We start from the raw sequence: 23,514 nt of genomic DNA on the forward strand, positions 1-23,514 counted from the left end.
CCCGCGCTCACGGGCCCGCGTGCAGGGCCAGCCAGAACTCGGCGCGGGTGCCGGGGCGGTCGAGGTCCCTTCCGGTCAGCCGCGCCACCTTCGCCATGCGGTTGCGCAAAGTGTGCCGGTGCACGCCCAGCCGCGCCGCGGCCCGGTCCCAGTGCCCGTTGTGCTCCAGCCAGCACCGCAGCGAATCCTCCAGCTCACCGCGCCCCGTCCCGGCATGGTCGCGCAGCGGGCCGAGCAGCGCGTCGGCGAAGGCCCGCGCCCGGTCCGGCCCGACCAGCTCCAGCAGCCCGCCACCCGCGTGCTCGGCGAAGCGCAGCACGGGCCTGCGCTCGGCGAGCGCCGCCTCCGCGGCCGCCCTCGCCTGCCGGTACCCCGCCGCGACGTCCGTTGTGGACGGTGAGACACCCGCGTGCAGGCCCGCGGTTTCGGCGACCCGCACGGCGTCCCGCTCGGCGCCGAGCACCAGCACGGCGCCGTCGTACTCGGCGAAGAACGCCCCGGTGGGCTCGGTCTCCAGCAACTCGACGGCGACGGCGCGGGCCCGTGCGGTACCGGCGAGCACCGTCACCGTCCACGGTGGTCCGGCCACGGCGCCGAACACCGTGCCGATCGTCTCCAGCGCCAGTCCGGCCTGCCCGCCCAGCAGCAGCCCGGCCAGCCCGGACCGCAACCCGCGCAGGCTCTCCCCCCGCGCGCGGTCCCGCTCCAGCGCCAGGGACAGCAGCGACGCCGCCGTGGTCACGACGTGCCGGTCGGCGCTGTCCAGCCGGTGCGGCGAGCCCACCGCGAGGAACCCGCGCCCCCGGCTGCCCAGCGCCTGCACCAGCACCTCGTCGCCGCCCACCGTCGTCACCAGGGACCCGCTGCCCGCCTGCCGCAGCTCGCCGCGCAGCGCACCGGCGCGGGACCGGGCGGCGGCGGGCGCCGCCTCCCGCACGGCTCCGCTGCCGTCGAGCAACAGCACCCACGCGTCGACGAGCCGCGCGAGCTTGCGCACGAGCGCGCCGGGCCCCCGGCGGGCGAGCGCGGTGCGCGTCAGCTCCTGCTGTCCCCGGCCCGTGCGCACGACGGCCGCGTACTCGTCCGCGGCCACGGCCGCCGACACCGCCTTGGTGATGGCGATGAACGGCGTGCGCCTCGGCACCTCCAGCAGCGGCAGCCCCGCCTCCCCCGCCGCCGCGACCAGCGCGGGCGGCACCTCGTCGTGGCTGAGACCGCTGCCGAAGCCCACCCCGGCCACACCCGCCGCCACGAGCCGGTCCACGTAGTCGGCGGCCGGCTCGGCGCCGAGGGTGAGGCCGGTGGTGAGCAGCAGCTCGCCGCCGTCGAGGAACGCCGTCGGGTCGGCCAGCTCGGTGGGGTGCACCCAGGCGATCCCGCGGTCGAGCCCGGCCGCACCCGCGCGGACGCGCAGGCCAAGCGAGGGCCGGGCGGCCAGGCCGCGCAGGGTCAGTGCCATGTTGGCGAATCTTAGCCCGCCGGTTCGCCATTCCGGCAGGCTGACGTCCCCGGTTCGCCGGCCCATGCTGGGTGACATGACGGCCTCGACCACACCAGCCACCTCGGCGCGCCTGCGGACCGAGATCCCCGGCCCGGCCTCCCGCGCGCTGCAGGAGCGGCGCGCGGCCACCGTCGCGGCGGGCGTGAGCTCCGTGCTGCCGGTGTACGTCACCTCCGCCAGCGGCGGACTGCTCACCGACGCCGACGGCAACACCCTCATCGACCTCGGCTCGGGCATCGCCGTGACCAACGTCGGGCACGCCGCGCCCGCCGTCGTGGACCGCGTGCGCGAGCAGGCGGAGCGGTTCGCGCACACCTGCTTCATGGTCACTCCCTACGAGGGCTACGTGGCGGTGTGCGAGGCGCTCGCCGAACTCACCCCCGGCGACTTCGCCAAGCGCTCGGCGCTGTTCAACTCGGGGGCCGAGGCCGTCGAGAACGCGGTGAAGATCGCCCGCGTGGCCACCGGACGGCAGGCGGTCGTGGTGTTCGACCACGCCTACCACGGCCGCACCAACCTCACGATGGCGCTGACCGCCAGGTCGGTGCCGTACAAGCACGGTTTCGGCCCGTTCGCCCCGGAGGTGTACCGGGTGCCGGGCTCCTACCCGTACCGCGACGGGCTGACCGGCGAGCAGGCCGCCGCGGCCGCGCTGGACCGCGTCGACAAGCAGGTCGGCGGCGACTCCGTGGCCGCCGTGGTGATCGAGCCGATCCAGGGTGAGGGCGGGTTCGTCGAGCCCGCGCCGGGCTTCCTGCCCGCGCTGTCCCGCTGGTGTTCCGAGCAGGGTGCCGTGTTCGTCGCCGACGAGGTGCAGACCGGTTTCTGCCGCACCGGGGACTGGTTCGCCAGCGAGCACGAGGACGTGGTGCCCGACCTGGTCGCCACGGCGAAGGGCATCGCGGGCGGGCTGCCGCTGGCCGCCGTGACCGGCCGCGCCGACCTGCTCGACGCCGTCCCGCCCGGCGGGCTCGGCGGCACCTACGGCGGGAACCCGATCGCCTGCGCCGCCGCGCTCGGCGCGATCGAGACCCTGCGCACCCGCGACCTGGCCGCCGCGGCCCGGCGCATCGGCGAGACGGCACTGCCGCGCCTGCGCGCGCTGGCGGACGAGACGGGGATCATCGGCGACGTGCGAGGCCGGGGTGCGATGCTCGCCGCCGAGTTCGTCCGGCCGGGCACGGACGAGCCCGACCCGGACGTCACCCGGCGGGTCGCCGCGGCCTGCCACCAGGCCGGTGTGGTGGTGCTGACCTGCGGCACCCACGGCAACGTCGTCCGGCTGCTGCCGCCGCTGGTGCTGCCGGACGACCTGCTCGACGAGGGCCTTTCCGTGCTGGACCGGGCCGTCCGGGCGGAGGCGGGCCGGTGACCGCGCCGTTCTGGGTCGCGGGCAAGCCCGTGGCAGGCGGGGGGACCGCCACCGTCCACCACTCCTACGACGGTGGCGTCGCGGGCACGCACCACGTGCCCTCCGCCGCCGACGTCGAGGCCGCCGTCCGGGCCGCCGACTCCGCACGCCGGGAGACCGCGGCGCTGCCCGCGCACGTCCGGGCCGCCGCGCTCGACCACGTCTCGCGCGCCATCACCGAGCGCGCGGACGAGCTGGCCGCCCTGATCACCGCCGAGTCGGCGAAGCCGATCAGGTGGGCACGGGCCGAGGTGGGCCGCGCCGCGTCGACGTTCCGGTGGGCCGCCGAGGAGGCCCGGCGGTTCTCGGGCGAGCTGCAGCGGCTCGACACCGACCAGGGCGGAACCGGGCGGCTCGCCCTCGTGCGCCGGGTGCCCCGCGGTCCGGTGCTCGGCATCACGCCGTTCAACTTCCCGCTGAACCTGGTGGCGCACAAGGTGGCGCCCGCCCTCGCGGTCGGCGCGCCGATCGTGCTCAAACCGGCGCCCGCGACCCCGCTGACGGCGCTCGCGCTCGGCGACATCCTCGCCGAGACCGCGCTGCCCGCGGGCAGCTGGTCGATCCTGCCGGTCGGCAACGACGTGGCCGCCGGCCTGGTCGCCGACCCGCGCCTGCCCGTCGTGTCGTTCACCGGCTCGGTGCCGGTGGGCTGGCGCATCCGGGACGCGGTACCGCGCAAGCACGTGGCACTGGAGCTGGGCGGCAACGCCGCGGTCGTCGTCTGTCCCGACTGGACGGACCTCGACCTCGCCGCGGAGCGCATCGCGACGTTCGCCATGTACCAGGCGGGCCAGTCGTGCATCTCCGTGCAGCGGGTGTACGCGCACGCCGACGTCTTCGACGAGCTGTCCGAACGCGTGCTGGCGAAGGTCGCGGCGCTGGGCACCGGCGACCCGCGCGCGCCAGGCACCGACGTCGGCCCGCTCATCGACACCGCCGCCGCGGAGCGGGTGACGGCGTGGGTGGACGAGGCCGTCGCCGCGGGGGCGCGCCGGTTCGCGGGTGGCAGGCGGTCCGGCGCCACCGTGGAGCCGACGGTGCTCGCGCAGGTGCCGGAGGACGTCGCGGTGATGGCCGACGAGGTGTTCGGACCGGTGGTGTGCGTGAACCCGGTGGCGTCGGTGGCCGAGGCGTTCGAGCGGGTCAACGCCTCCCGCTTCGGCCTGCAGGCGGGGGTGTTCACCCGCGACCTGCCAACGGCCTTCGAGGCCGCGGCCACCCTGGACGTCGGCGGCGTCGTCGTCGGTGACGTGCCGAGTTTCCGCGCCGACCAGATGCCCTACGGCGGGGTGAAGGACTCCGGCGTGGGCCGCGAGGGCCCGGCCGCGGCGATGGCCGACCTCACCGAGGAGCGGGTGACCGTCCTCACCGGACTGCCGCTGTGATCGCGGCGTCCAGCTCCCGGTGGGCGTCGACGAGCGAGGGCCCGTACCAGGTGAGGTAGCGGCCGGACACGAGCACGTACGGCACGCCGGGGAAGGCCTCCGGACCGTCGTCGGCGGTGAACTCGTACGGCTCGTCGGGCAGGACGAGCAGGTCGGCCGCGCCCTCGGCGAACCGGGCGCGCAGCTCCCCGATCTTCGGGCGGGGATAGCGCTCCGCGTGGGCGGAGTACACGGTGGCGACGCCGAGCCGGTGCAGCACGTCGCCGCCGAAGGTGTCGCGGCCGAGCACGATCCACGGCTTGCGCCACACCGGGACGAGCGCCCGTGCCCGCACCGGCCTCGGCCGCGCCCACCGTCGCTCCGCCTCGGCGAGCCAGTCCGGGGCCGGGACGCCGAAGGCGCTCGTGAGCAGCGCCCGCAGGGAGCCGAGCGCCTGCGGCACGGTGCCCGGGGCCGCCATGACCCACACCGGTACGCCCGCCTCGCGCAGGCGGGCCACGTCCCCGGGCCGGTTCTCCTCGGAGTTGGCGAGCACCAGGTCCGGGCGCAGGTCGAGCACGGCGTCGACCTTCGGGTACTTCGACCCGCCGACGCGGGGCACGCCGAGGTCCGGCGGGTGGGTGCAGTAGTCGGTGGCGCCCGCCAGCACCCCGGGCACGGTGGTCGCCACGGCCTCGGTCAGCGCGGGCACGAGGGACACCACCCGCCGCGGCGGCGCGGTCAGCGGGACGTCGGCGCCGAGGTCGTCGATCAGGCCGGTCATGCGCAGTACTCCAGCAGGACGTCGGCGTGGCAGGGCCGGGGAGCGCACCAGCAGCCGAGGGCGTAGCCGGACAGCTCGCCGTCGCGCAGGCGGCGCAGCAGGTCCGGCCGCTCGGCGAGGTACTCCCGGTAGTGGCGGAGCATGGCCTCGCGGTCGGTCTTGCCCTCCTTGACGAACGGGTTCGCGAAGTCGGACTCCGGCCAGGAGTGCCGGTGGCCGGCGTGTCCCACGTAAACCAGCAGCCCGTGGTCGACCAGCCACGGGACGAGGTGCCGGTGCGGTCCCGACTTCCGCACGTTCACCACCACGCTGTGCCCGGCGCGAACTCGGTCGCGCAGCTCGGTCTCGGTTCCCGTCCAGTTCTCGCTCATCGTCCGGTCACGCTCGCTCGAAGGAGATCTTGCGGGCCACGGGGTCCACCGAGGTCAGCCGGACGGGGATACGGCCGCTGTCCGGGAAGCCGGTGCCCGTGCACCGCCCCAGCACCGGCGGGTCCTCGATGAGGATCTCGGCGCGGTTCTCCTCGGCCCGCAGCACCACGGCGTCGAAGGTCCGGCCGACGTGCTCGGCGAGGATCCACGCCTCCACCTGGTCGAGGCAGGCCCGCTCGACGCGGGCGGCGCGGTTGTCCGAGGCGTTCATCAGGTCGGGCAGCTCGGCGAGCGCCGCGCGCACCCACTCCGGCACGGGCCGGTCGTGCGTGACGGCGAGGCAGACCTCGGTGGCGAAGCGGTCGACGAGCCTGCGGATCGGCGCGGTGACGTGGGCGTACGGGGCGCCGATGCCCGCGTGCGTGGCGATCTCGGGGTCGTTCCCGTCGAAGGCGGTGTAGCCCGCGCCGCGGAGCAGGCGGGTGGTGCCCGCGTACAGCGCGAGGGACTCCGGCCGCTCGGGGTCGAGCCCGGCGAGCAGCTCGGCGACGCTCGTCTCCCCGGGCCACTCGATGCCGAGCGCCGACGCCGAGCGGCGCAGCCAGTCCACCGCGCCGGGATCGGCGTCGGGCAGCGTGCGGAGCACGCCGATCCCGGCCCGCAGCATGATCGCGGCCGCCGACATCCCGGTGAGCAGGGAGATCTCCGCGTTCCACGCGTCGACGTCGGTGCGTGGCCGCTGGGCGAGCAGCCAGCCGCCGTCGCCGTCGCCGACGATCTCCTGCTCCGGCAGCTGCAGCTCGACGGCACCGCGTTCGACCGCCAGCCCGCGCCGCAACCTGCCCAGCTCAGGCAGCGCCGCGATCGAGGGATGCTCCTCCCCCGAGGCCAGGCCGGCCTGCACGGTCTCGTAGTCGAACCGCTCGACCGAGCGCACCAGCGCCCGCCGGACGTCCACGGCGGTCGGCTCGCCACCGGAGTCGGTGTCGATCGTCCACAACACGGCGGGCCGGATCCGGCCGGGCAGCAGGCTGGCCGCGTCCTCGGACAGCTCGGGCGGGTGCAGCGGCACGTTGCCGTCCGGCAGGTACAGCGTCTGCCCCCGGCGGCGTGCCTCCCGATCGATCGGCCCGCCGGGCGGGACGAACGCGGCCAGGTCGGCGATGGCGTAGCGGACGCGGAAACCGCCGTTCCGGCGGCGTTCGACCAGCACCGCCTGGTCCAGGTCCTTCGCCCCCGGCGGGTCGATGGTCACGAACGGCAGGTCGGTGGCGTCCTCCCGGCCGCCGGCGAACTCGGCCGGGTCGCCCGCCACGGCCCCGGCCTCCGCCAGCACCTCGGCCGGGAAGGATTCCGGCAGCTCGAACTCGGCGCGCAGCGAGGCGAAGTCGCTGCCGCCCGAGGCGCGGACCACGAGTGCCACATTCGCACCCTAACGCGATCGCGCCGCCGAGATGGCCCGTTCGGGTGTGGGCCACCCGGGTGTACCTTGCGATCGAAGACAATGAAAACCAGAACCACTTTCAGGAGTCGGCAGTGAAAGTTGCCTTCGTCGGCAAGGGCGGCAGTGGCAAGACCACCTTGGCCGCACTGTTCACCGCGTACCTCGGCGACGCGGGGCACCCGGTGCTCGCCATCGACGCCGACATCAACCAGCACCTCGCGGTGGCGCTGGGGGCGTCCGAGGAGGACGCCGCCGCGCTGCCCACGCTCGGCGACCACCTGCCGCTGATCAAGGACTACCTGCGCGGCGACAACCCGAGGATCCCCAGCGCGGACGCCATGATCAAGACCACGCCGCCGGGCCGCGGCTCGCGGCTGCTGACGCTGGGCGAGGACAACCCGATCACCGACGCGTGCGTGCGGGACGTCGGCGGCGTGCGGCTGGCGGTGACCGGCCGGTTCGCCGACGACGACCTGGGCGTGGCCTGCTACCACTCCAAGGTGGGCGCGGCCGAGCTGCTGCTGAACCACCTCGTCGACGAGCCGGGCGAGTACGTGGTGGTGGACATGACCGCGGGCGCCGACGCGTTCGCGTCCGGCCTGTTCACCCGGTTCGACGTGACGTTCCTGGTCTGCGAGCCGACCGTGCGCAGCGTGGGCGTGTACCGGCAGTACACCGACTACGCCAGGGACTTCGGCATCCGGCTCGCGGTGGTCGGCAACAAGGTGACCGACGCCGAGGACGTGGAGTTCCTGCACCAGCAGGTGGGCGACGACCTGCTGGGCTGGGTCTCGGCCTCGAAGCACGTGCGGGCGGCCGAGCGCGGGCGGCCGAGGCCGATCGGCGAGCTGGAGCCGCACAACCTCGGCACGCTGCGCACGATGCTGTCCACTGTGGATGCCGAAACGCGGGACTGGGCGCGGTACCAGGCGCAGGCGGTGGAGTTCCACCTGCGCAACGCGCGGGCCTGGGCAGGCCGGGAGCTGGCCGAGCAGGTCGACCCGGAGTTCGTACCGGGCCCGCTCGTGCGCGGGTAGCCGACCGGGCCGGTCAGTCGTCCCCGCGCCACTCGGCGTCCGCCCGGTCGGCCTGCCGGGTGCGCTCACGGGCGATCTCGAGGGCGCGGCGAGCCGTCGCCTCGTCCGGGTAGGGCCCCAGCCGGTCGATCGAGCGCGACAGATTGCCGTGCTCGACCTCACCCGTCCGCGTGTTGTACCACCAGCCGGTATCCGGGTTCGGGTCGTTCGTGTCCGTGGCCATGATCCGAGCGTGGCACGCGCGGCCGGGGAAGGCCACCGCTCGCGCCGCTCAGTGGCGGTAGCGGTACGGGATCTCCGTGGGCTCCCCGGTGGGCCCGAACTCGCCGCCGCCCCGGCCCGTCCCCGGCTCCGGGTCCGACGGCATCTCGTCGAACCAGCCGCGTGGCCTGTGCACACCTCCCGGCGGCGTGCTCGGCTCCGCGGGCCGTGGCACCTCGGACCGCGGCGGTTCGGCGGCGGGCTGCTCCGGGGTTTCGGGCGTTTCCGGTGTTTCCGGTGTTTCCGGCGGCGCGGGCTGGTGCCGCTGCGGCGGCTGCTCCCCCAGCGCTGACGACGCGGACGGCGCGGGCGGTCCCCCCGGTTCCCCCGGTTCCGCGGGCCGGGCCTGCTCGCCGCCCTGGTCCGGCCGGGGCGGTTCGGCCGGGCGCGGCTCGGCCACCGCGGGCGCGGTGGGTGGCGGGGGCAGCGGCGGCGCGGGCACGGGTCGCGCCGTCTGTCCCGTGGTGCGCCACACCGGCTGCGGGCCGATGTTCATCGGAGCGGGGCCGGTGCGGGCCCCGCCCTGCTGCTCGGGGCCTGCCTGCTGCCGGGTCCGGGGCGGGATCGGGTCGAGACAGGACACCAGCACGGTGGTCTCCTCGGGCCGCTCGACCTTGCGGCCGTTGCGCTCGCGGTAGACCATCTCGCCGTCCGTGTCGATCTCCACCAGGTAGCCCGCCTCCGCGAGCTGATCCTCGTCAAGGTCCACGAGCCGCTCCGGACGCGACGGCACCACCCGGTACACCGGCCACGACAGCCGGGCGTGGGTGTCGTGGAACTGTGCGAGCAGGTGAACCAGCTGCTGCTGCCAGGGCAGCGGCATGCCCTCCGCGAGCGAGCGCGGCAGCACGATGTAGCCGCCGTCGACGCCGGGCCAGCCCCGGCCGAGGTGGTCCGCGAGCGGCGTGCTCGACGCGGGCGGCGCGCTCCGCGGCTGCGGCGGTGGACCGAACATGGCACGCGGGTCGACGTCCAGCGCGGGATCCCGCTTGCCCTTCCCGCGCTTGCCCCACTTCCTGGCCACTTCTCGACAGCCTCCTCACACACCGGGCCGGATCGCCTGTGCCACCAGCTCCGCCTCGTCGAACGAGACGTCGCGGACGTGCACGGGGACCCCGCTCTGCTGGGCTTCCACGATCTTCCCGTCGCCCAGGTACATCGCAACATGGTGGATCGTCTTCGGGTCAGTCTCGTCGTACGCCCAGAACAGCAGGTCGCCCGGCTGCGCCTTCTCCACCGGCAGCATCGCGCCCGCCTTGTACTGGTCGCGGGACACCCGCGGCAGGGTGATCCCCGCCGCCTCGTACGCCCGGAGCATGAGGCCCGAGCAGTCGTAGGAGTCCGGTCCCGTCGCACCCCACACGTAGGGTTTGCCCCGCTCGCCGAGCGCGAACTCGATGGCGGCCGCGGCGGCCTTGTTCGGCGGCAGCGCCGCGCCGAGACCCTCGCCGCAACCGGTGGCGTCCACCACCTCGCCCATGTTCTCCACGAGGTGGACCGCCATCGGCTCCCACTTGTGGTAGCGGTCCGGGAAGGCCGAGCGCTCCACCGCCTGCGCGGCGTCGCCGGGCCGCATCGTCTCCCAGCCGGGGATCGACAGCAGCACGTCGTAGAACTTGTTGACCTGGTACGGCGGGTTGGTGACCTGCGCGACCGTGCCCCAGCCCATCGAGGGCCGCATCTGGAAGATGCCCAGCGAGTCGCGGTCGCCGTAGTGCAGGTTGCGCAGGCCGGACTCGGTCATGCCCGCCTGGATCGCGATCTGCCACGCCCTCGGCGAGAGCTGCCGCTTCTTGCCGATCGAGATGATCAGCGACACGATCGCGCGCTGCTCCTCGGTCAGGTTGGCCGCGTCGGCGGCACCGATGTCGCCCTGCCCTGGCTGGGTGGGTCCGATCGCGGCGTCGCAGCTCAGCGGGGTGACGCCGAGCGCCTGCTGCCGCTGGCTGTCGATGATCGCTACGGTGCCCGCGGCCAGCAGGACGGCGACGACGCCAGCGGTGACGAAGGCGAGGAACAGACCGGCGCGCACGGGTCACTCCGCGGCGTCGTACTGCGCGACCCGCCAGCCCGCGTTGGTGCGTACCACGGTGAGGCTCAGCGCGGGCCCGTCGGTCGGGATGGTGACGTCGACGGAGCTGGTGAAGGAGCTGGTGACCTCCGGCTCTCCGGTGACCCTGGTGGCCGGGATGTTCGCCGGGTTCACGCTCTCCATCCTCGGCAGGTACTCCTCGGTGGTGAGCGGCCGCAGGTTCTCCAGCCACTGCTCGTTGCTGATGCCCTTCGGGTGGTTCACCCAGGCGGTCGCCCACTGCTCGGCGACCCGCAGTGCCGCGGGTTCGGGCGGCGCCGAGGTCGGTGATTCCAGCGGCTCCGACAGCCGGGTGGGCAGCCTGCTCCCGCCGTCCGCGGGGTCCGCGACGTAGTCCGAGTAGCCCGGGCGGTCCCCGGTCCCCGGCGACCGCCCGTCCCCGGTGCCGGCCCCGGCGGGTTCGCCGAAGACGCGGGGCACGAGGATGCCCGCCGCCACGACGAGCGCGACGAGCAGGACCAGCGCCCCCGCGAGGTGCGTCGGCGAGCGCAGCGGCCAGCCCCACAGCCTCCGGTAGACCGCTGCCCTGCCCCGGTGGGTTCGGATCGGCATGCCCGCTCCCTCCTACCGGATCGCGTGGTCGGTGTCGCGAAGCTCGTCCCGCACCTCGAGCCCACGGCTGGGCCGGTAGAGGACGAACACCGGCTTGCCGGCCACCATCTCCGGCTCCACCCGGCGGGGCGCTCCGGCACCGGAGCGCTGCGGCGGCACCGCGCCGCCAGGGGCGGCGTGCGCCGACTCGCGGACCGGCCCGTCCGCGGCCATCCGCGAGGGCACCACGAGCGGGTCGCCGTCGTCGCCGCGGTCCCAGCCGCGGTCGGACACGGGTGCGGTGTCCACCCGCCTGCTCGGCCGGGACACCGTGGCGGCGCCCGCCCGCAGGTAGTCACCCGGCGAACGGCCGGGCGGGTAGCCCGCGTACGCGCCGGCACCCGGGCCGCCGCCCGGAGGCAACGCCGGCCGGGCCGCGGGCAACCCGGCCCGGTCGGCGCCGGAGTAGCCGGGGTACCCGCCCGCCGCCGGGTCGTCGAGGCGCTGCGCCGTGGCGAACACCGTGGCCTCGGGACGGAAGCGGGCACCACCCGTGGTGGCACCGGTCGAGCCCCTGGTCCGCGCGCCACCCTCGGCCTCGTCGTTGTCGCGGACGTTCTGCCAGAACTCGTCCTGCGGCGACGGCTCGGTGGAGCGTTTGCGGAACCGGGACAACAGCCCGGAGCGAGGCGAGGGCACCGCGGCGCCGACCATGCCGACCGACATCTCGACCATCTGCCACAGCCGCCGTCCCGGCCTGCCCACGAGGAACAGCAGGATCGTCACGAGCCCGGCCATCACCAGCTGCGTGACCATCGACAGCGAACCGCTCGCGCCGAAGATCGCCCGCAGCAGCAGGGCGTGCACCCCGGCCAGCACCGAGAGCACGAGCAGGTTGAAGGCGACGACGCCGACGACCTTGCCCACCCGGCGCAGGATGTCGTGGTGCAACAGCGCGACCAGGCCGATGAGCGGCGCGGTGAGCGTGAACAGGCGCACGAGCACCTGCGCGAGCAGGACCGCCGCCTTCGCGAACAGCTGGAACAGGGCGTACGCGAGGCTCTGCAGCAGGGCGAGGAAGCCGGAGCCCGTGCGGCTGCCGTCCTCGCCGGTGAAGTACCCGGTCGCGGGACCGAGCTGGGTGGCGATCTCCTTGTACGCGGCCTTCTTCTCGTCCACGACGGACTGGTCGGCGTCGTCCCCGTTGCGCAGCTGCTCCCAGGTGAAGGCCTGCGCGTCCAGCAGCGGGCGGCCGAACTCCTCGGCCTGCGGCGCGTCCGGCGAGCCGAACTCGCCCCGCAGCCAGTTCTGGTAGACGACCTGGTTGTGCAGGTCCGTCGGGAGCATCTCGCGGACGATCCGGTCCTCGGACTCGTCGATGAACCCGGCCTGGATGTTGGTCGTGGTCTGCACGATGGCCTGGTCGATCGGGTCGAAGTACCGCAGCAGCGCCAGTGAGGACGCGGCCAGCCACACCGCGCCCAGCGCGAACAGCGCGCGTTTGCTCACGGTGGAGAGGTCGCCGCGCCAGATGTTGCGGAACATCATGATGGCCAGCAGCAGCGCGACCAGGCCGAACAGCTGGGTGTAGATGTTGTTGTAGACCTTCTCGGCGCCGGAGGAGACGGCGCTGTGGATCGGGTTCAGCAGCCCGCCCTCGAGCACCGTGTAGTGCAGCGAGTTGGTGGCGCCGACGATGTTCTTCGCGATGTTGAACAGCTGGTTGCCCGCCCAGGTGTCGATGGTGGTGTCCGGGTCCGAGACCCCGGACATCACCCCGCTGCAGTCCTCCTGGTAGGTGTGCCAGACCATGCCGGCATAGCTGTAGTCCAGGTAAGCGCTGCCGTTCTCACCGTGGGTAGCGGGAGGATCGATGGCGCCGACCATGCCCGACCCCGGCCGCTCCGGGTTGGGCGCCTCGCAGTCCTGCGCCAGGGCGGGCGGGGCGAGCGCCACCGTCTGCAGCCCGAGGAAGGCGATGACCAGCACCAGCGACCGGAGTCTTTTCCGGGTGCGCACGGCGCGGCCCGCCGCGCGCCCGCGCCGGGCGGCGCGCCACGCGCCCGCGCCGGCGAGCAGGGCCAGCACGATCAGCAGGGCGCTCATGCCGCGTCCCGTCCGGTGCCGTTCTTCCCGGCGCCAGCCCGCTGCTCCCGCCTGCCGCCCGCGGTGTCGCCGGAGCCGTTCGGCGCACCGTCGGGCAGGTGCTCGTCGAGCAGCTGGTCCTCGGTGAGCCCGACCTCGAGCTCCGCCTCGAGCTCCAGGTCCTCCTCGAAGTCGTCCTCCGGCGGCTCGGGCACGTGCACGCGTTCCGGCTCCGCCTCCGGTGGCGAACCGGGCCGCGCGGGCGGCTTCTCCGGCAGCGAGCCGGGGGTGGTGTCCATCGCGGCCCGCAGGTGCTCCAGGTGCGGACCGGAGAAGTCGACCCGGATCCGCTCGACACCGCCGGCGCCGTCGCCGAAGATGAACTGCCTCGGCTCGCGGTCGCGCTCGACGGTGTCCCGCTGCCCGCCGGGGCGCCTGCCCAGTGCGGCGACCACCTGCTCGTAGCCGACGCCGACCGGCACCTTCAGCAGGCGCAACGCGTCGGCCTGCGCCTCCTCGTCGTCGAGCCGCCCGACGAACACCGAGTCGAGCAGGGACACGAAGCCCTGGATGCGCAGGAAGTCCGCGGGGATCTGCGAGGACAGCAGCACGCGGACGTTCCACTTGCGCGAGTCCCGCGCGAACCGGTTCATCAGGACCCGGCCGGTGGGCACCTCGGAGAGGAAGAACGCCTCGTCGATCCACACGCCCTTGCGCTCGTCCTTCGGCTTCTCGTACACCGAGCGCTGCGTGAGCCACGCGGCGAGGTTGAGCATCTCCACGCCGAGCGCCTCGGCGTCGGTCCAGTGCTCGCGCCCCACGCCTTCCTTCGGCAGGGTCAGCCCGGCCATCGTCAGCACGGTGAGCCGGTCGTCGCGGCCCTCCGAGTACGGGTCGGCGTCGGCCTCCGGAATGAGCAGGGACATGCGCTCGCGCAGCTCGTCGAGGAAGTCGGCGACGACGACCGCGTGCTCGTGGTGCTCGCTGGAGTCGCGCCGCAGCGCGTCGATCACCTGGCCGGGGTGGGCGTCGAACCGGCCGCCGACCGCGCGGACCGCGCGCAGCAGCACGATCCGCGTCTGCGCCATCCGCGCCACGTCGTAGGGCAGCACGCCGGAGAGCACGTCGAGCACGAGGCGGCGCCGGGTGGCGCCGGCGAGCGCCCGTTCACGCCGCCACGCGCGCTCCGGGTCGTCCTCGTCCAGGAAGTGTTCGAGCTGGGGTTCCGCGACCACCCGGTACGGGTTCAGGATGCCCGGCTGCGCGTTGAGCAGGTTGATCGGCCGCGCGTACGGCCGCAGCTCGGGCAGGTCGCAGATGCGCGACAGCGGCCCGGACGGGTCGAGGATCGTCCAGTGCGCGCCCGCCCGCAGTGTCTTGTAGACGACGCCGCCGCCGAGGAACGACTTGCCGCCGCCGAGGCCCGCGACGACGGCGGTGAGACCCGAGCCGTCGCGGATCTCCTGCGCCATCCACGGGTCCCACGCCACGGGGCGGCGGGTGGCCGTGCAGGTCTCGCCGAGCAGGATGCCGCGCCGGTCGCCGACCTCGGCGGTGGCGGTCGGCACCGCCGAGGCGGCCCAGACCACCGAGCCGCGCCGCATGTACGCGGCGGAGGCCAGCGGCTCACCCGGGATGAACTCCCTGGCCAGGGCGTACTGCGCCTCGGGGTGTTCGATGGCGACCTTGGGCTTGTACAGGTCGAGCAGCTGCTGCGCGAGCTTGAGCGCGTCGCGCTCGGTGGGTCCGGACACGGCGAGCCGCCACCACGAGCGCACCCGGGTGGCGAGCGCGGTGAAGCCCGAGGTCATCTCGTCGTCGATCTCCAGCACCCGCGCGGCCTGCCGGGCCAGCGACTGCGGTGGCTCCAGCTCGTGCTCGTCGGTGTAGTGCTTGACCTGCGAGCGCACCTTGTTCATCTGGCGCTGCAGTTCGCTCGCGACGTCCTCGGGCCTGCGCACGTAGATGCGGGCCGACCACTCGACGGAGGCGGGCAGCCGGTCGGCGTGCTGCACCCAGGGATCGTCGACCTCGGGGATCTGGAGCCCGTGCATCTGGCCGACGGTGAGCACGGCGACGTGCCGCTTGACACCCGCGTTGGAGCCGGTGCGGCCGCGGACCGCGACGGTCGGCGCGTACGGCTCGCAGTGGAAGTCGGCGGCGTCGGTGAAGCTCGCCAGGTCCTCCGGCTCCCACTCGGCGCCCGGCACCGCGGGCAGGTTGCGCGGCGCGGGCAGGCCCAGCGAGCACGACCGGTGCATCAGCCAGGACATCTCCTCGGCCTGTACCGGCCTGCCCTCCAGACCGGCCGAACCGATGACGCCGTCCAGGTGCTCCACCTCGGAGTCCAGCGCGGCGAGCTCGGCGTCGACGGCCTCGGGCAGGATCCGGCGCAGCAGCGGGGCCGCCCGCTCGACGGCCCGGTCGACAACGCGCCGGGTCTGCACCTGGACGCCCAGGTACACCTCCTTCTCCGCCATCGACCGGCCCAGGAGCTGCTGCTGCTCGCCGACGAGGTAGTCGTCGAAGGACAGTGCGCCGGGCACGTCGGAGGGCCGGTTGTGCGCGTTGTGCACGTGCGCCTCGGCCCACATGCGGATCGGGTAGGGCCGGGTGGTCACCCGCAGGTGCAGCCAGCGGCCCTGCAGCTCGGCGTACTGACCGGCGATGGCCGCGACCAGGTCGCGGCGCTGGGAGTCGGACCGGAACGACCAGCGCTGCGGCGCCAGCCGGTACCAGGCGTAGATCTCGTTGCCCGTGCGCACGAGGTGTCCGTCGATGCTGCGCACCGCGATCGACGGGGTGTAGCTGGGAATGGCCTGCTCACCGGGCAGCCTCCTGCCTCGGCCACCCGGTGCCTGCGTCGACTGTGCCTGCCCTGCTCGCCGGCTGCTGCCGCGACCGAACAACGACTACCTCCCGACCGGCGCCGGTGACCGGCGGCGGCGCGCTCGTGCTGTCTTCCTGCCTGTCCCCGGCGGGGACACCACCCCCATTGGCTGCTGTCTGTCCGGTTCCCGGGCGCGCGCGGCCGGGCCGCGCCGGTTCTTCGGCCGCGGCCGTTCGGCCCGCACCCTGATCTTGCTCGCGGTCACCGCGCCGCCGGTGCCGCTCTTGCGTTCCCTTGGCGCGTACAGCTCCCGCATCCACATCGTGAAGACCGCGCCGAGCGGCCGCTCGTGGCTGATCTTGGCCGTGATCAGGCGCGTGATGGCGATGGTCGCGACGAACGCCCACGCGGTGGAGAAGAAGCCGAAGCCGATCCCCATCTGCCGCTCGACGCCGAGCACGACCAGGAAAACCGGGATCCCGACGCCCCACGCGACATATCGGGCACGCCAGGGGAACGTCGCCTTCGGCGGGCCGAGCCACACCGCGTCGACCCGGTAGACCTCGTCATCGGTTCGAATGCGCACTGCCCGTGCCCCGCGTCAGCCGGTGAACAAGCCGGCGATCCATTCGCCGACATCGACACCGAGGCCGCTGACGGCGAGTCCGATGATCGCCAGCGCGATCACCACACCGGCCAGCCTGCGCATCACGCCGGCGTTGTCGCCCTTGCCGCCGCCCAGCCAGAGCAGCAGCAGCGCGACCGCGAGCAGTACCAGCGGGACAATGTTGTCGAGGATCCAGGCCCGGACGTTGCCCGTGCCGAGCTCTCCTTGCGCCAGCGCCGCAAGCGTCATCGTGGTCATCGCGTACTCCCGAGTGCGCGGAGCGTGGTGCGAAACGCACCGGTGTGCGCTCCGCGGAGGTTCCAGCACTTGCCGTGTTCGAATAACATCATGGCGTTACGTGAAGTAGCGGTCAAAGGTGGCATGGGCGGCTCTGCCGCAACCGCCCGGCCCGCTCCACGGCCCGTCTCACTGAAACTCGTCCGCCCTCCATCATCGCCGCTACGGCGTCCAGGTTTAACCCAGTCCACCCGGATTTCCTAGTGTGCGCATGGACTCACTCACATGCGTACATCCTTCTCACTGTGAGTGCGGACAGCCACCCTTGGATGATGGCGGTACCAGTGAACCATGCCCCGTTCGGCGCCGATAATCACCTCGGTGTAGTTACCGTCGCACCGAACGAGGTCGGCACGGATGCCCACGCCGACGGGTGAAATCGGTTACGGGGAGCTCACCTCGGCCCCGGTTTTTGCTGACGGAGTGTGACGGTTCCCCCATTGTGAGGGTTTTGCTGCGCGAAACGCCGGTGAGCGCCGCGCGTGGGCGCTCACCGGCGGACAGGTCAGCGTGCGGCGGCGAACAGGCCGGGCGGGAAGGCGCCCGCCGCGACGGCGGTCCGGCTGAGCTTCCTGCCCAGTTCCTGCACCCGCGCGGCCTTGTCGGCGCCGAGCCGCTCCCACGGGCGGGTGGCGGCGGCGTTGGTCTCCTCCTCGATCAACTCCCGTTCACGCACACCCTGCTCGGTCAGCGCGCCCGAGGTGTCCAGTACGCCCCGTTCGCGCAGTCCCGCGACGGCGCCGGACCACTGCTCCTCGGACCAGCCGCGCAGCTTCCGCGCCGCCTCCTCGGTGAAGCCCTTGCCGGTGGCGGTGTGCGAGACGAGCGCGGCCAGCCCGTCGTAGCCGTGGTTGACGAGGGCGGCGATGTGGCCGTCGCCGCGGAACTCGCGCAGCAGGGTGATCGCGTGCCAGAGCACCAGCAGGGGCTCGCCGGGCCAGTCGAGGTCGGCGTGGGCGGCGTAGAGCGGCCTGCCGTCGGGGTAGCAGCCCTCGGCGGCCTCCCGCGTGAGCTCCGCGAGCTCCCGGATCTCGGCGGAGTCGGCGATCTCGTCGCCGAGCAGTCTGCGCAGGGCCGTCTCGGCGGCGATGAACCGGGCCTCCAGGATGCGGTCCGGTGACGCCAGGGTCCACGCCCTCGGGATGTGCCGGGCGACCAGCTCGGGGTTGAAGTTGTAGAACGTCGCGGCGACCACGCCGGAACCGACGGCACCCAGCGGCGCCGACCGGCTGGCGAAGTAGGGCATGCGCCCCTTCTCCAGGCCGACGGCGGTGAACTCCTGCTCGGCCTCCGGCGCGAAGTAGATGAGCGAGTGCAGCGGGTCGAGCACCCGGTGGCAGCGGTACGCGGTGGTGCGGGCTTCTTCAGCGTCCATGGACGCGAACCCTACTCATTGTTAGCAGTGCGCCAACCCTGTTGGCCGTCGCCGTCCCGGGGCCGCGCGCCGGGTCGCATCCCGTCGAACAGGATGGTCAGCGCGCGACGGCGGAAACCCTGGCTCCACTCGCCGGTCATCGCTTCCTGGCAGAGCGCCGCGAGCAGCGCGGTCAGCTCGTCCGGTCGCAGGTCGCCGCGGACGGCGCCCGCGTTCCTGGCGCGGTCGAGCAGCAGCTCGACGGCGGGCCGGACCCGGGCGAGGGCGTCCCCGACGTGGACCCGGGTCCCGGTTTCGGCGAGCCGTTCGAACACGGCGCCGTTCTGGGCGCTGATCTCCATGACCCGGGTGCAGAGCTCGAACAGGCCCGTGCCCGGCGCCGAGTCTTCGACCAGCGCGTCGACCTCGGTGATGAGCTGGTCGAGCAGGTTCATCACCACGGCCTGGAGCAGTGCGGGCTTGGTCGGGAAGTGCCGGAACACCGTGCCGATCGCCACCCCGGCACGCTCGGCCACCGCCTCGGTGGAGGCCGATGCGCCCTGCTCGGCGAACACGGCCCCGGCCGCCTCCAGGATCCGGATGCGGTTGCGGCGAGCGTCGGCGCGCAGCGGTCGTTCGGCCTCCTCGTGGTCGGCAGGCGGCATGCCGTCTCGGTGCACTGGCCCTCCTCATTGACAAAATGAGTCACGCTCACTATATGATAGTGAGTATCACTCATCTTATTCGGAGGTGCGGCCATGACCCCATCGACTCCCGGCACGGCGGGTCCACTCGTGACCTACCGGCGCATGCAGGACGCGGTCCTGGGCGGGGAGGGGCCGACGCCACGCTCCTTCCCGCCGAGCTGCTGGCCGACGACGTCGTGGTCGAGACCCCGTTCGCCCCGCCGGGAATGCGGCGCCACGAAGGCCGCGAGGCGTGGCTGGCGTACTACCGCACCAGCGGCGCGGGCCTGCTGGTGCGGTTCGAGCGGTTCCGTGAACTGGCCACATACCAGACCGGCGATCCCGAGGTGATCGTCGTCGAGTACGAACTGACCGGAACGGTCACCAGCACGGGCCTGCGCGCCTCGGTGACCTGCATCGCCGTCCTGCGGGTCCACGACGGCCTGATCACGCACTGGCGCGAGTACCAGGACATCCCGGCGATCACCGCCGCACTGACCGCCCTGCCGGACACCGGCGACGCGGTCGAGCCCGCCGGGTAGCGCGCGGACCCGTGCGGCGGGGGGAGTTGAGCCGTTGCTGGCGCGAGACACACCCTGGCTCGGCGAACCGGTGGTGGACGAGCTGGCATGTAAGCCGGATTCTGTCCCCGTGGCGCCTTGCGGGCCACGATGGGCGACCATCCCTCTCGGCCTGCCGTTGCCGACAGGCTCCAGCGGCCTACCCGCAGGCATCGGACGGGCCGCCCTCGAACGCCTGCGCAGGAGCCGGAGCTCCCTCTTGGCCTTGCTCCGGGTGGGGTTTACCCAGCCGCCCCGGTCACCCGGGACGCTGGTGGTCTCTTACACCACCGTTTCACCCTTACCTGGCCGGACCGGCCAGGCGGTCTGTTTTCTGTGGCACTGTCCCGCGGGTCACCCCGGGTTGCCGTTAGCAACCACCCTGCCCTGCGGAGTCCGGACTTTCCTCGATACGGCACCGATGGTGCCGCGTCGCGGCCGCCCTGCCAGCTCGTCCACCACCTACGAGGATACCGCCCGCCTCCGCCGGCGCGCCCGCCGCACGGCCACGCCGGCGAACACGGCCCACCCGAGCAACCCCAGCACGAGCAGCGTCAGCGCCCGGTAGACGACCACCACGAGCGCGGCGGGCCCGGCCGCCACCCCACCCGACAGCAGCGCCGCCAGCAGGCCGGCCTCGGCGGGACCGGTGCCGCCCGGGGTCAGCTCCAGCCCGATGCTGAGCTGCACGATCAGGTATCCCACGGCCAGCGCCGCCCACGGCACGGCACTGCCCGCCGCCGCGACGCACGCGGCCAGGGCCAGGAAGTCCAGCAGCCACGTCGCCAGCGCGATCCCGCCGAACGCCGCCCAGTGCCGGGGAGCGGGACGCAGGTGCCCGATCCGCCGCACGAACCGGTTCACCCGCCCCGCCTGCCGCGAGGGCCAGTCGGTGCGGCGCACGTACGGCAGCCTGCGGGCCACCGCCAGCACTCCGCGCGCCACCGCGTCCACCACCCGTTCCCGGCCGCTCGCCCGCCAGGCAGCCCAGCACGCGACGGCGATCCCGGCCGAGAGCGCGACGCCCGCGGGCACGCTGAGCACCCCGTAGGCGGCCAGGCCCAGCGGTGCGAGCGCCAGGAGCGTGACCGCCGTCAGTGCCGCCGCCACGGCCACCGCCCACACCGCCAGTGCCGTGTCCACCCCTCGCCTGCGCAGCGCCGTCGCCGAGTACGCCCCGCCCGCCAGCGAGCCGCCCGACGGCATCGCCTGGGTCACCGCGTTGCCGATGAAGGTGACCGCCTGCACCGACGCCCTCGGCAGCCGCTGCCCGCCGGAAGCCAGCAGCGCCCGGTACAGCTCTCCGTAGGCGGCCAGCGACGCCACGGCGAGCACCAGCGCCACCGCCAGCCAGTCCCACCCGAGCCCGGCGAACAGCGCGGCCGGGTCACCGGCCTCCGCGAAGGTCGGCGCCAGCCGCCACACCGCGACGCCCACCCCGGCCAGCGCCAGCACGGCGTCGAGCCACAGCCGCCGTCGGCGCCGGCGCGCGGCCGGGTCGGCGGAACGTCGCGGGTGCCTCCCCACCGCACACCTCGCTCGGCTCGACAGACTCGAAGCGGACTCCTCGTCTCCAGCTTCCCCTCCCGGCGGCACGGCTGCCAGGGAGTATCGAGCCCCGGGAGAACTCAGCCGAGGTGCGAGATGTCGTTGACGAGCCGGACCGAGGCGTTGCCGTCGGGGTAGAAGTCCACGATCGACAGCGACGCCAGGTCGAGGTGCAGGCGGAACAGCAGGGAAGGCCCCGCGTCGAGGCCCATCCGCAGCAGCGCCTTGATCGGCGTGACGTGGCTGACCACCACCACGGTCCGCCCGCCGTACTCGGCCAGCATCTCGTCCCGCGCCCTGCGCACCCTGCGGTGCACCTCGTCGAAGCTCTCCCCGCCGGGTGGCCGCACCGACGAGTCCCCGAGCCACGCCCGGTGCACGCGCGGGTCCCGCTCCGCCGCCTCGGCGAACGTCAGCCCTTCCCACGCCCCGAAGTCGGTCTCGACGAGGCCCTGGCTGGTGCGCACGCGGCCGCCGAGCGCGTCGGCCACGGTCTGCGCGGTCTGCGTCGCCCGCGTCAGCGGCGAGGCGACCACCGGCACGTCCGGGCCGAGCCCGGTCATCGCCGCGAGCCGCTTCGCGGCGGCCCCGGCCTGCCACCGCCCGTGCTCGGTGAGCGGCACGTCGCCGCGCCCCGAGTAGCGCCGGTCGATCGACATCCCGGTCTGCCCGTGCCGCAGCAGCAGCAACCGGGTGGGGCTGCCGGTCGCCCCCGTCCACGCCTTCGGCGACGACGTCTCCTTGCGGGCCGGGGGTTCCGGTTCGGCCTCCTCGCCCTCCTCGGCGGCGCCGGCCTGGGTGTCCATGGCCTCGTTGGCGAGCCGGTCGGCGTGCGCGTTGTCGGCCCGCGGGATCCACTCGTACCGCACCCGGTCGAACCCGGCCGCGAGGTCCCTGGCCCGCAGCGCGAGCGGCTGCAGCACCGCGTTCTTGATCTTCCACCGGCCGGACATCTGCTCGACCACGAGCTTGGAGTCCATCCGGACGTCCACTGTGGAGGCACCGACCTCCGCGGCCGCCTCCAGACCGGCGACGAGGCCGCGGTACTCGGCGACGTTGTTGGTCGCCACCCCGAGACCTTCCTTGCGCTCCGCGAGCACCCGCCCCGTCTCGGCGTCCTTCACCACCGCCCCGTATCCCGCGGGACCGGGGTTGCCGCGCGACCCGCCGTCGGCCTCGACGACGACGTGCCGGCTCACAGGCCCGACTCCAGCGTGCGCACGAGGATCGCGCCGCAGTTGTCACAGCGCACGACCTCGTCCTCGGGCGCCGCCTTGATCTCGGCGATCGTGTTGCGGTCCAGCTCCAGCTGGCACGCGCCACAGCGCCGGGATCGCAGCAGCGCGGCGCCGATCCCCCGCTGCTCCCGCACCCGCTCGTACAGGGCGAGCAGGTCGTCGGGGAACCGGGGCACCAGCCGCTCGCGGTCCTCCCGCCTGCGCGCCTCGGTGGTGTCGAGATCGGCCAGCGCCTCGTCGCGCCGCGAGCCCGCGTCGCCGACCTCCTGTTCCGCCTTGCTCACCTCGGCGCTGGTGCGCTGCGCGTCGAGCTCGGCCGCCTCCTTGCGCTCCATGAGCTCCAGCAGGTCGTCCTCCAGCGCGCTCTGCCTGCGCTCCAGCGTGGCCAGCTCGTGTTCCAGGTCGGTGAGCTGCTTGGCCGACACCGAACCGGACTGCATGAGGTTGCGGTCCTTGTCCGCGCGCGCCCGCACCGACTCGACCTCCCGCTCCTGCCTCGCCACCTCCCGGTCGAGGTCGGACACGGTCGTCTGGACGGCCACCAGCGCGTCGCGGCGTTCCCGCAGCCGCTTCTCCGCCTCGGCGATCTCCGCGAGCTCGGGCAGGTTCCGGCGCCGGTGCGCCACCCGCGAGAGCTCGGCGTCCACCTTGGCGAGGTCGAGCAACTGCCGTTGCACGGCGGGATCTGCCTTCACTGTGCCTCTTCCTGTCCTCGGATGTTCCACGGATCGGTGCACCGCGTGGAGACGTGCGCGTCGACGCCGCCCACGGCGCGGACGACGGCGGCGGCCTGCGCGCACCACGGCCACTCGCTGGCCCAGTGCGTGACCCCCACCAGCGCGGGCGCCTCGCCCACCCGCTCGAGGTGCTCTCCGGCGGGGTGATGCCGCAGGTCCGCCGTCACGTAGGCGTCGACGCCGGCCTCGGTCGCGGCACCGAGGTAACCGTCCCCGGCCCCGCCGGACACCGCGACCGTCCGGATGGGACGGTCCTCGGCGCCCGCGCCGTAGACGCCGGGCCGGGTGGCGGGCAGCGCGCCGGCGACGCGCCGCACGAACGCGGCGAACGGCTCGGGCTCGGCCAGCTCGCCGATCCGGCCGATGCCGGTCTCGCCGTTCGCGTGCGGGGCCAGCGGGCGCGACACGGTCAGCCCCAGCGCTTCCGCCAGCGCGTCGGAGACCCCGGGCCGGGCCGCGTCGGCGTTGGTGTGCGCGCAGAACAGCGCGATGCCGGACCGGATCAGGCGGTGCACCAGCCTGCCCTTGGCGGTGTCCGCGGGCACGCCGTGCACGCCGCGCAGCAGCAGCGGGTGGTGCGCCACGATGAGCTGCGCGCCCAGCTCGACCGCCTCGGCCACGGTCGCCTCGACCGGGTCCACGCACACCAGCACCCGCTCCACCGGCTCGGCCGGGTCACCGCAGACCAGGCCGACGGCGTCCCAGTCCTCGGCCAGCTCGCGCGGGTAGGCGGCATCGAGGGCGGCGATCACGTCGGAGACTGTCGCGGGCATGGG

At 73.9% G+C, this 23,514-nt stretch carries 22 protein-coding genes and 1 other RNA gene; 4 read left to right on the forward strand and 19 right to left on the reverse strand.

The features are described 5' to 3' along the window. Positions 1-7: 7 nt before the first annotated feature. Positions 8-1,459 carry a PucR family transcriptional regulator gene (locus B0I33_RS25715; RefSeq protein ID WP_106181474.1) on the reverse strand — a complete coding sequence of 484 codons (1,452 nt, stop codon included), beginning with the start codon at positions 1,457-1,459 and terminating at the stop codon, positions 8-10. Positions 1,460-1,535: 76 nt separating this feature from the next. On the opposite strand from B0I33_RS25715, the gene gabT reads away from it, so the two are divergent. Together gabT and B0I33_RS25725 are read left to right on the forward strand one after the other, a co-directional pair. After that, positions 1,536-2,873: a 4-aminobutyrate--2-oxoglutarate transaminase gene (gene gabT / locus B0I33_RS25720; protein ID WP_106181703.1), complete on the forward strand. Its 1,338-nt coding sequence runs from the start codon at positions 1,536-1,538 to the stop codon at positions 2,871-2,873. Then, positions 2,870-4,297, forward strand: a complete 1,428-nt coding sequence (locus B0I33_RS25725; protein WP_106181475.1) for an aldehyde dehydrogenase family protein — start codon at positions 2,870-2,872, stop codon at positions 4,295-4,297. Before gabT ends, B0I33_RS25725 begins: the two co-directional genes overlap by 4 nt. Here the strand turns inward: B0I33_RS25725 and B0I33_RS25730 are convergent. The 3 genes from B0I33_RS25730 to B0I33_RS25740 are packed head-to-tail and all read right to left on the reverse strand — an operon-like array spanning position 4,278 to position 6,854. Continuing rightward, positions 4,278-5,051 carry a helical backbone metal receptor gene (locus B0I33_RS25730; protein WP_106181705.1) on the reverse strand — a complete coding sequence of 258 codons (774 nt, stop codon included), beginning with the start codon at positions 5,049-5,051 and terminating at the stop codon, positions 4,278-4,280. The two genes, B0I33_RS25725 and B0I33_RS25730, sit on opposite strands and share 20 nt — an antisense overlap. A gap of 5 nt (positions 5,052-5,056) precedes the next feature. After that, positions 5,057-5,431 carry a DUF4326 domain-containing protein gene (locus B0I33_RS25735; protein WP_106181476.1) on the reverse strand — a complete coding sequence of 125 codons (375 nt, stop codon included), beginning with the start codon at positions 5,429-5,431 and terminating at the stop codon, positions 5,057-5,059. Positions 5,432-5,438: 7 nt separating this feature from the next. Beyond that, positions 5,439-6,854 carry an RNB domain-containing ribonuclease gene (locus B0I33_RS25740; protein WP_146147562.1) on the reverse strand — a complete coding sequence of 472 codons (1,416 nt, stop codon included), beginning with the start codon at positions 6,852-6,854 and terminating at the stop codon, positions 5,439-5,441. Positions 6,855-6,967: 113 nt separating this feature from the next. Here B0I33_RS25740 and B0I33_RS25745 point away from each other — a divergent pair, with 113 nt between their 5' ends. Continuing rightward, positions 6,968-7,912, forward strand: a complete 945-nt coding sequence (locus tag B0I33_RS25745) for an ATP-binding protein (RefSeq protein WP_106181477.1) — start codon at positions 6,968-6,970, stop codon at positions 7,910-7,912. Positions 7,913-7,925: 13 nt separating this feature from the next. Here the strand turns inward: B0I33_RS25745 and B0I33_RS25750 are convergent, their stop codons facing one another. The 10 genes from B0I33_RS25750 to B0I33_RS25795 form a co-directional block, all read right to left on the reverse strand. Next, the gene (locus B0I33_RS25750) at positions 7,926-8,135 is read right to left on the reverse strand and encodes a hypothetical protein (RefSeq protein ID WP_106181478.1); all 210 of its coding nucleotides are present in this window, start codon (positions 8,133-8,135) and stop codon (positions 7,926-7,928) included. A gap of 48 nt (positions 8,136-8,183) precedes the next feature. Next, the gene (locus tag B0I33_RS25755) at positions 8,184-9,197 is read right to left on the reverse strand and encodes a hypothetical protein (protein ID WP_106181479.1); all 1,014 of its coding nucleotides are present in this window, start codon (positions 9,195-9,197) and stop codon (positions 8,184-8,186) included. A gap of 15 nt (positions 9,198-9,212) precedes the next feature. Then, positions 9,213-10,205 (reverse strand): C40 family peptidase, encoded by a 993-nt coding sequence (locus tag B0I33_RS25760; RefSeq protein WP_106181480.1) that lies wholly within the window; start codon positions 10,203-10,205, stop codon positions 9,213-9,215. Between the two features lie 3 nt (positions 10,206-10,208). Next, the gene (locus B0I33_RS25765; protein WP_106181481.1) at positions 10,209-10,817 is read right to left on the reverse strand and encodes a hypothetical protein; all 609 of its coding nucleotides are present in this window, start codon (positions 10,815-10,817) and stop codon (positions 10,209-10,211) included. A gap of 12 nt (positions 10,818-10,829) precedes the next feature. Continuing rightward, a complete protein-coding gene (locus B0I33_RS25770) occupies positions 10,830-12,902 on the reverse strand; it encodes a hypothetical protein (RefSeq protein WP_106181482.1) in 2,073 nt (690 codons plus the stop codon). Beyond that, a complete protein-coding gene (locus B0I33_RS25775; protein ID WP_106181483.1) occupies positions 12,899-15,790 on the reverse strand; it encodes an ATP-binding protein in 2,892 nt (963 codons plus the stop codon). The genes B0I33_RS25770 and B0I33_RS25775 overlap by 4 nt, the downstream gene beginning before the upstream one ends. Before the next feature lie 3 nt (positions 15,791-15,793). Continuing rightward, positions 15,794-16,297, reverse strand: a complete 504-nt coding sequence (locus B0I33_RS25780) for a hypothetical protein (protein ID WP_106181484.1) — start codon at positions 16,295-16,297, stop codon at positions 15,794-15,796. Between the two features lie 15 nt (positions 16,298-16,312). Further along, the gene (locus B0I33_RS25785; RefSeq protein WP_106181485.1) at positions 16,313-16,576 is read right to left on the reverse strand and encodes a hypothetical protein; all 264 of its coding nucleotides are present in this window, start codon (positions 16,574-16,576) and stop codon (positions 16,313-16,315) included. Between the two features lie 544 nt (positions 16,577-17,120). Then, entirely contained in the window at positions 17,121-17,990 is an 870-nt protein-coding gene (locus B0I33_RS25790; RefSeq protein ID WP_106181486.1) for an SCO6745 family protein, read from the reverse strand. A gap of 11 nt (positions 17,991-18,001) precedes the next feature. Beyond that, positions 18,002-18,649, reverse strand: a complete 648-nt coding sequence (locus B0I33_RS25795; RefSeq protein ID WP_245901072.1) for a TetR/AcrR family transcriptional regulator — start codon at positions 18,647-18,649, stop codon at positions 18,002-18,004. Between the two features lie 38 nt (positions 18,650-18,687). Here B0I33_RS25795 and B0I33_RS25800 point away from each other — a divergent pair, with 38 nt between their 5' ends. Continuing rightward, positions 18,688-19,197, forward strand: a complete 510-nt coding sequence (locus B0I33_RS25800) for a nuclear transport factor 2 family protein (RefSeq protein WP_106181488.1) — start codon at positions 18,688-18,690, stop codon at positions 19,195-19,197. 74 nt (positions 19,198-19,271) lie between these two features. On the opposite strand, the gene rnpB is transcribed toward B0I33_RS25800, so the two are convergent. From rnpB to B0I33_RS25825, 5 genes are all read right to left on the reverse strand, one after another. Continuing rightward, positions 19,272-19,669: RNase P RNA component class A (gene rnpB / locus B0I33_RS25805), an RNA gene on the reverse strand. Positions 19,670-19,677: 8 nt separating this feature from the next. Continuing rightward, on the reverse strand, positions 19,678-20,742 hold the full coding sequence (locus tag B0I33_RS25810) for a flippase-like domain-containing protein (RefSeq protein ID WP_181193456.1): 1,065 nt from the start codon (positions 20,740-20,742) through the stop codon (positions 19,678-19,680). 101 nt (positions 20,743-20,843) lie between these two features. Continuing rightward, positions 20,844-21,962 carry a bifunctional RNase H/acid phosphatase gene (locus B0I33_RS25815; RefSeq protein WP_106181490.1) on the reverse strand — a complete coding sequence of 373 codons (1,119 nt, stop codon included), beginning with the start codon at positions 21,960-21,962 and terminating at the stop codon, positions 20,844-20,846. After that, entirely contained in the window at positions 21,959-22,696 is a 738-nt protein-coding gene (locus B0I33_RS25820) for a zinc ribbon domain-containing protein (protein WP_106181491.1), read from the reverse strand. The genes B0I33_RS25815 and B0I33_RS25820 overlap by 4 nt, the downstream gene beginning before the upstream one ends. Then, positions 22,693-23,511 carry a Nif3-like dinuclear metal center hexameric protein gene (locus tag B0I33_RS25825; protein WP_106181492.1) on the reverse strand — a complete coding sequence of 273 codons (819 nt, stop codon included), beginning with the start codon at positions 23,509-23,511 and terminating at the stop codon, positions 22,693-22,695. Before B0I33_RS25825 ends, B0I33_RS25820 begins: the two co-directional genes overlap by 4 nt. Positions 23,512-23,514: the final 3 nt, after the last annotated feature.

This window comes from Prauserella shujinwangii (genome assembly GCF_003001955.1).
GTDB classification, from domain to species: Bacteria; Actinomycetota; Actinomycetes; order Mycobacteriales; family Pseudonocardiaceae; genus Qaidamihabitans; species Qaidamihabitans shujinwangii.

Coding starts and splice junctions, on each gene's coding strand:
- B0I33_RS25715 (WP_106181474.1), bottom strand. CDS start 1,459: ATGGCACTGACCCTGCGCGGCCTGGCCGCCCGGCCCTCGCTTGGCCTG.
- gabT (WP_106181703.1), top strand. CDS start 1,536: ATGACGGCCTCGACCACACCAGCCACCTCGGCGCGCCTGCGGACCGAG.
- B0I33_RS25735 (WP_106181476.1), bottom strand. CDS start 5,431: ATGAGCGAGAACTGGACGGGAACCGAGACCGAGCTGCGCGACCGAGTT.
- B0I33_RS25750 (WP_106181478.1), bottom strand. CDS start 8,135: ATGGCCACGGACACGAACGACCCGAACCCGGATACCGGCTGGTGGTAC.
- B0I33_RS25765 (WP_106181481.1), bottom strand. CDS start 10,817: ATGCCGATCCGAACCCACCGGGGCAGGGCAGCGGTCTACCGGAGGCTG.
- B0I33_RS25770 (WP_106181482.1), bottom strand. CDS start 12,902: ATGAGCGCCCTGCTGATCGTGCTGGCCCTGCTCGCCGGCGCGGGCGCG.
- B0I33_RS25785 (WP_106181485.1), bottom strand. CDS start 16,576: ATGACCACGATGACGCTTGCGGCGCTGGCGCAAGGAGAGCTCGGCACG.
- B0I33_RS25790 (WP_106181486.1), bottom strand. CDS start 17,990: ATGGACGCTGAAGAAGCCCGCACCACCGCGTACCGCTGCCACCGGGTG.
- B0I33_RS25800 (WP_106181488.1), top strand. CDS start 18,688: ATGATAGTGAGTATCACTCATCTTATTCGGAGGTGCGGCCATGACCCC.
- B0I33_RS25825 (WP_106181492.1), bottom strand. CDS start 23,511: ATGCCCGCGACAGTCTCCGACGTGATCGCCGCCCTCGATGCCGCCTAC.